The organism is Streptomyces sp. AC550_RSS872, from assembly GCF_019049285.1.
Lineage (GTDB): Bacteria > Actinomycetota > Actinomycetes > Streptomycetales > Streptomycetaceae > Streptomyces.
Genome location: NZ_JAGMUL010000020.1, coordinates 139488 through 145717 on the forward strand (window position 1 = coordinate 139488; position 6230 = coordinate 145717).

Genomic DNA, 6230 nt, shown 5'->3' on the forward strand with positions numbered 1-6230 from the left:
TCTACGCGCGTCATCATGAAGCCATGAGATTCCCCCCACGAATCACTCGCATCGGCGCCGCAGCCGCCGTCCTGTCCGCCCTCCTCGTCGGCGGCACCGTCACCGCCACGCCGGCCGCCGCAGCGGTCGGCAGTATCTGCTACAGCGACCTGCCCTCCCAGGCGCACGACACGCTCGACCTGATCGAACAGGGCGGACCCTTCCCCTTCGACCAGGACGGCACGGTCTTCCGGAACCGGGAGGGCATCCTGCCGAGCCAGGCGTCCGGGTACTACCACGAGTACACGGTCATCACGCCTGGCTCCGACACGCGCGGAGCCCGCCGGATCGTCACCGGGGAGCGGAACCAGGAGGACTACTACACGGCCGACCACTACGAGTCCTTCGACCTGGTCAACTACAGCTGCTGAAGGTCAGCGAATCCGGGTGACCGATCAGGCGCCCTTCGCGCCTTGATCGGCTGCCGCAGCGATCGGCGCTGACCCGTGCGACACAGCTTCTCCACGGTTGCCGTGGAGAAGCTGAAGAGCCCAAGCCCGCTTGTCGCGAGCACTCCTGGCCCCGCGGACCCCCCACACTTCGGCCGTGGGGCCAGGCACCCTCACTGCGGCAGTTGCGATCTTGCCGACGGGCTGCGGGCATGGCCTCGCGTTGTAAGTCTCGTCGCCCCGGCTCAGCGACCACCCCCCACGGTTCTCTGCTGCTGTCCCGAGCCGAAGGAGAGCCCGGCCCACCGTCGGCGGATGCCCGACGGGCCCGGCCGGCCGTACTGCGGCGGGTCGGGCCCAAGGGCCACACGGGCAGGCTTGTCGCTGCCCTTGGTCCGTGGGGGTCAGTGGTGGTGATGATGCTTGTCGATTGCCCGGAAGCTGCCGACCAGCGCCGTGGGCACCACAACCCCGTCGGTGACCGTCGTGCCGGCAATTGCGCTGCTGGAGTTCCGGGGGCCGATAGTCGCAATTGCGGCGCCATTGTCGCAGGTAATTCCGGTGAAGAATTCGACGGTCTTGTCGCTCTCGTTCCGGACGTTGAAGCTGGACGCAGGGCTGCTGATCACAGCGGTGCACACACCCGGCTCGGCTGAAAACGTCCGTTCGTTGACGTGGATCCGTCCGCGATCGTCCCGCCGGTCGTTTCCGGGTTCGTCATTCCGGAAGCCGTAGGCCGAATGGTCATCGCCTCCCTGAGGGACGTAGGCAGCGGCCTCCTGCACCGACGGGGCGGATTTCGAGGCGGAATTGGAAGCCGAGGCGTAGTCCACGCTGGTCACGGCGACGACGGTGACACCCGCCGACAAGGTGATCGCGACAACGGTGCGCGGACGTACTCTGATTTTCCTTCTCACAGGAATTTCTCCTCCATCTCTCAGCGAGTCAGCCGAGCCGGCCGGTTATGAATGAACATACTCATGCCTAATTCTGCCGCCACCTCAGAAAGGTTCGGGGGCTGACGAAAAGGGGCCGATCGGGCGTTCGAACGCCTGCGGCCGCGTTTGTGACGAGTCATCAGAAAGAGTCGGATGACGGCGACTTGGCGATGCGGTTGGGCCTCTGGAGTGACGCGACTGACGCCCCATCACGCTTCTGCGCGCGTGTCGGGTATTGACAACGCTCCTCGCGGCGGCTAGCAGCCCCCAGTCTCATGGATTTGCCCTGCTCAGCGCCTGGCAGCGGGGGGGGGCAGCGGGTGTGCGCGGTGATCGCGGGGCCGGCCGGAGTGTCGCGAGGCTCAGGTCTCTCGCCGGTCCGAGCTTGGTCTCCGAGGTGGAGGACATCAAAGACCAGGCTCAGTATGGCGCTGTGGTGGCTCCGGCGAGTCAGACGATGGGTTCGATGGGCTCGATGGGCTCGAGCTCAGGGAACTCCGGGATGTCGGGATATCCCGGGTAGCTGCTCTCGCTCACGACGTATGTGCAGTTGGTGTATGTGTATCCGGGGTCGATGCGCATTCCGTCGGACTTGTTCGTCACGTCCTCGGCGTCCTCGTCGGCGTACTTGATGAGGGTGTGGTAGTTGCCGGCGGGCAGGTTGAGATAGCTGGTCGGGTAGTCGATGCCGCGGTTGGAGCAGGCGGCGCTCTCGGCGTTCGACTCGCTGGAGTACTCGGTGCAGTCGGCGCACGCCGGAAGGTAGATGCTGCCGGTGACCGGGCCGGTGTAGAGGAACTCGACGGCGGTCGGGGCGTCGTTGCTGATCTCCAGGGGCATCTTGGAGCCGCCCGGGCTGCGGGACGGCGGCAGCTTCCGGCCCGCCTCGGGCCTCTCCTCGGCGATTTCCGCGGCGATGGCGATCTGCCGGGCGCGCTTGGCGTTCTTGTTGTCCTCGTACTTGTCGGCGAAGTCGTTGAGTGTCTCGGCCGCGGCACCGAACTCGGCGTCCTCGAACTCGTCCACCCCGCAGGCGTAGACGCCGGACTCCACAGCGTTGGCGGCGTCCGTGCGCAGTCCGTCACCGGGGCTGCCCGCGGGCAGGCCGACCAGGGTCCGGCTGACGGCGTGCAGTTCCTCGCTGGCGGGGCAGGGGTCGTTGCCCTTCAGGGCCTTGGACTGCTTCGCGATCCTTGCCCTGACGGCCGGCTCGACCTTGGCGGCCTGCGCCGAGCCGGGGAACGTCCGCAGGAGGTCGGCCAGCGCGCCACCGCCGGCATCCGCTTCGGTCACGGCGTTGGAGCCGAGATGCGTGATGCCGCACTCGTAGAGCGAGGTGGCCAGGGGCTCCTCGGGCCAGTCGACGAGGGGGCCGAGCCGCTTGCCGTCCATCGTGTCGGACAGCTTCCACAGGTACCGCAGCGGTTGCAGGGCCTCGCAGTACTCCTTCTCGCGGTACGGCTTGGCAACGGTGTCGTAGAACCGCTCCAGGCGATCGGGGATGCGCTGGGCCGCCCGGCTGCCGGGGTGGTCGTCGCCGATCGCACGGTAGGCCTTCAGTGCCCGCTCGTAGTCCTCCTTGGCCTCGGCGAAGCCGTCCCGCTGTGAGGCGGCGGTGACCAGCCGGTCCGTCCTGGCGAGCCGGTCGAGCAACATCTGCTGGTACGCCTCTTCTCGCGCCGCTTCGTACCCCACCGCCCCTCCGGCCGGCACGGCGAGCAGCACGAGCCCGAGACCGGCGGCGACCGTCGGCCGCCACGACAACCTCAGCCGCGTACGACGCGCCAGCCACGCCCCGTGGACCGCGGCCAGCACCTGAAAGAAGGCGTATGCCCACACCGCCCCGTCCGGCAGCCCGGCGGGGTCTGCGGGCAGGGCGGCCGCCAGCAGCCAGCCGGTCGCGATCCAGCACAGGGCCGCCTGCGGCCAGCGCTGTAGGAGCACGTACCCAAGCCCGAGTCCGCCGAGGTTGAACAGCCCGGCTGCCGCTGCCCGCCACGGGTCCGTGGGCGTGGCGTCCTCGGGCTCCTCCGGCAGCGTGTAGGTCAACCACTCGGAGGGCGGCGGTTCCACGGGCGGCGCGTCGGCGGGCAGCGGGGGCAGGGGTGACGACGAGGGCTCGGGCGACGTGGAACCGGGTCCGCCCGGTGTCCCGCCCGTGCCACCGACACCCGACGGCTCTTCGGACCCACTCATACCGACTCACTCCCCAATTGCCGTACGGGAAGAGCGCTTTGCTCCTTCGCGGGTACGCCATGTTCCGGCAGCGGGCTGGGGAGGGGTCCCGGACGTACGGAGGAAGATCAGCGGCGTGTCGCGTTCAGCCGGACTTCCGGCTCTCGGCGGCCGCGAACAGCGCGACGGCCAGTACGAGCAGGGCGACGCTCGCGTAGATCCCGTAGCCGTCGAGGAAACCGATCCGCTGGACGAGACCCCAGTCCCAGTCGGTGAACTCGGTCAGCAGGCCCGCGATTCCCTGAAGAAGGGCGATGACTCCGAGGAACTCCAGCAACTGCTTCATGCCATGACTCTCGCCCCGCGGGCCCCCCGCACCAATCGGCCGCAGGGCGAGCCCTGGTCGACGGAAGTTCCGGTTCCGGGCGGCCCGCCGCGTCCAAAGTCGGCGATGGTGCGACTTTGGTCGGTGATCGTGCCGGAGGAGGCGCGTGGCGGGCGGCCACTGCGTAGATTTGTCGATCGTGAGTGGTGACAAGTCGGAGCACGCACCGCAGGCGTTCGCGGGGCGGCGCTGGTGGCTGCCCTCTGCCCTGATCAAGGAATTCGACTCCGAGGTCGCGCACTCGGGGCGACTGCGGCGCACCGCCCGCGACTGGGTGGTCGACTTCTCCTGCTTCCTGCTGGCCGTGTTCATCGGGCTGGTGGCCGCGGACACGATCAGGAAGGAGGATCTCCCGGCCGGCTACGCCGCCTTCGACCAACTCGTCGGCGCGCTCTCCTGCGCCGCCGTGTGGCTGCGGCGCCGCTGGCCGGTGGGGCTCGCGGTCGCCATGGTGCCGGTCACCCTCGTGTCGGCCGCGGCGGGCGGCGCCAGCCTGATCGCCCTGTTCACGCTCGCCGTGCACCGGCCCTTCAGGTATGTGGCCTGGGTGGCCGGGGCGTACGCCGCCGTGACCCTGGTGTTCTACTGGTTCCGCCCTGACCCCGATCTGTCCTACGGCTGGATCGTCGCCCTGGCCTCGCTGCTGACCGTCGCGGTCGTCGGCTGGGGCATGCTCGCCCGGTCCAAACGGCAGCTCATGCTGAGCCTGCGCGACCGCGCCAGGCGTGCCGAGACGGAGGCGCGGCTGCGGGCCGAGCAGGCGCAGCGGCTCGCCCGTGAGGCCATCGCCCGGGAGATGCACGACGTCCTCGCCCACCGGCTGACGCTGCTCAGCGTGCACGCGGGCGCACTGGAGTTCCGGCCCGACGCGCCCCGCGAGGAGATCGCACGGGCGGCCGGCGTCATCCGGGAGAGCGCCCACGAGGCCCTCCAGGACCTGCGGGAGATCATCGGCGTGCTGCGGGCGGGCGAGCCCGACGACACCGGCCGGCCCCAGCCGACCCTCGCGGCGCTGGAGACGCTGGTCACCGAGTCCCGAGAGGCCGGGATGAAGGTCACCCTCGACCAGCACGTCACCGACCCCGCCGCCGTGCCCGCGTCCGTCGGCCGCACCGCCTACCGCATCGCCCAGGAGGGCCTGACCAACGCCCGCAAGCACGCGCCCGGCACGGAGGTCACGGTCACGGTGACCGGCGCTCCGGGCGAGGGTCTGTCCGTAGCGGTGCGCAATCCCTCGCCCGAGGGCGAGGTTCCCCACGTTCCCGGCTCCGGACAGGGACTGATCGGGCTGACGGAACGGGCGACGCTGACGGGCGGGCGACTGGAGCACGGGCCGGGGGCGGACGGAGGGTTCGAGGTGCGGGCGTGGCTGCCGTGGGGGTGACGGCCGTCGTGACGGCCGTCGGCCCGGGAGCGGGGCGCTCAACGGGCGCTCCGGCGCTCGCTGTTGCGGTTCGTGCCGCGTTCCGCACGGGGACTCCACGCCGTCCGGCCCCGCCACCCCGTACAACCGTGATTACGTAAGCCACATGACTGCGATCAGACTCCTCCTCGTCGACGACGACCCGCTGGTCAGGGCCGGGCTGTCCTTCATGCTGGGCGGCGCCGACGACATCGAGATCGTCGGCGAGGCGGCCGACGGCGGTGAGGTCGAGACGCTGGTCGACCGCACCCGGCCGGACGTGGTCCTGATGGACATCCGGATGCCGTCGGTCGACGGACTGACCGCCACGGAACGGCTGCGCGGCCGCAAGGACGCCCCGCAGGTCGTGCTGCTGACCACGTTCCACGCCGACGAGCTGGTGCTGCGCGCCCTGCGGGCCGGCGCCGCCGGCTTCGTGCTCAAGGACACCCCGCCCGCTGAGATCGTCGACGCGGTGCGCCGGGTCGCGGCCGGGGACCCGGTCCTGTCGCCCACCGTGACCCGCCAGTTGATGGACCACGCGGCCGGCACCGCCGCCGACACCCGCCGGGCACGCGCGCGTGAGCGGCTCACCGCCCTCAACGACCGCGAGCGCGAGGTCGCCGTCGCGGTGGGCCGGGGCCTGGCCAACGCCGAGATCGCCGCAGAGCTCTTCATGAGCGTCGCCACCGTCAAGACCCATGTCTCCCGCGTCCTGGCCAAGCTCGACCTCAACAACCGTGTGCAGATCGCCCTGTTGGCGTACGACGCGGGACTTCTGGAGGAAGGGGAGGAGGACGGGCACTAGCTGTATTGATCACGAGCGTTGTTAACACTGCCCGGGCTTGATCATGGCGAAGGCCCCCGTGTGTGGTGGAGGTATCGAATCTTCACCGCACGGA

Annotated in this window: 6 protein-coding genes; 3 read left to right on the forward strand and 3 right to left on the reverse strand. The window is 69.9% G+C overall.

Annotation, left to right across the window (positions count from 1 at the left end):
• Positions 1 to 23: 23 nt before the first annotated feature.
• On the forward strand, positions 24 to 410 hold the full coding sequence (locus KUM44_RS09635) for a ribonuclease domain-containing protein (protein WP_217207372.1): 387 nt from the start codon (positions 24 to 26) through the stop codon (positions 408 to 410).
• A 422-nt stretch (positions 411 to 832) separates the two neighbouring features.
• Here KUM44_RS09635 and KUM44_RS09640 read toward each other — a convergent pair whose 3' ends face one another.
• The 3 genes from KUM44_RS09640 to KUM44_RS09650 all read right to left on the reverse strand — a co-directional run bounded on the left by KUM44_RS09640 (position 833) and on the right by KUM44_RS09650 (position 3887).
• The gene (locus KUM44_RS09640; RefSeq protein ID WP_308402553.1) at positions 833 to 1345 is read right to left on the reverse strand and encodes a hypothetical protein; all 513 of its coding nucleotides are present in this window, start codon (positions 1343 to 1345) and stop codon (positions 833 to 835) included.
• Positions 1346 to 1816: 471 nt separating this feature from the next.
• Complete coding sequence (locus KUM44_RS09645; protein ID WP_254389279.1) at positions 1817 to 3562, reverse strand: hypothetical protein; 1746 nt, start codon at positions 3560 to 3562, stop codon at positions 1817 to 1819.
• Between the two features lie 124 nt (positions 3563 to 3686).
• Positions 3687 to 3887 (reverse strand): hypothetical protein, encoded by a 201-nt coding sequence (locus KUM44_RS09650; RefSeq protein WP_217207373.1) that lies wholly within the window; start codon positions 3885 to 3887, stop codon positions 3687 to 3689.
• Positions 3888 to 4065: 178 nt separating this feature from the next.
• Here KUM44_RS09650 and KUM44_RS09655 point away from each other — a divergent pair, with 178 nt between their 5' ends.
• Positions 4066 to 5310 (forward strand): histidine kinase, encoded by a 1245-nt coding sequence (locus KUM44_RS09655; protein ID WP_217207374.1) that lies wholly within the window; start codon positions 4066 to 4068, stop codon positions 5308 to 5310.
• A 145-nt stretch (positions 5311 to 5455) separates the two neighbouring features.
• Positions 5456 to 6136 (forward strand): response regulator transcription factor, encoded by a 681-nt coding sequence (locus KUM44_RS09660; protein WP_217207375.1) that lies wholly within the window; start codon positions 5456 to 5458, stop codon positions 6134 to 6136.
• The last annotated feature ends 94 nt before the right edge of the window (positions 6137 to 6230 follow it).

Excerpts from the sequence above, each read along its gene's own strand:
- KUM44_RS09650 (WP_217207373.1), bottom strand. The coding sequence starts at position 3,887 with ATGAAGCAGTTGCTGGAGTTCCTCGGAGTCATCGCCCTTCTTCAGGGA.
- KUM44_RS09660 (WP_217207375.1), top strand. The coding sequence starts at position 5,456 with ATGACTGCGATCAGACTCCTCCTCGTCGACGACGACCCGCTGGTCAGG.
- KUM44_RS09645 (WP_254389279.1), bottom strand. The coding sequence starts at position 3,562 with ATGAGTGGGTCCGAAGAGCCGTCGGGTGTCGGTGGCACGGGCGGGACA.
- KUM44_RS09635 (WP_217207372.1), top strand. The coding sequence starts at position 24 with ATGAGATTCCCCCCACGAATCACTCGCATCGGCGCCGCAGCCGCCGTC.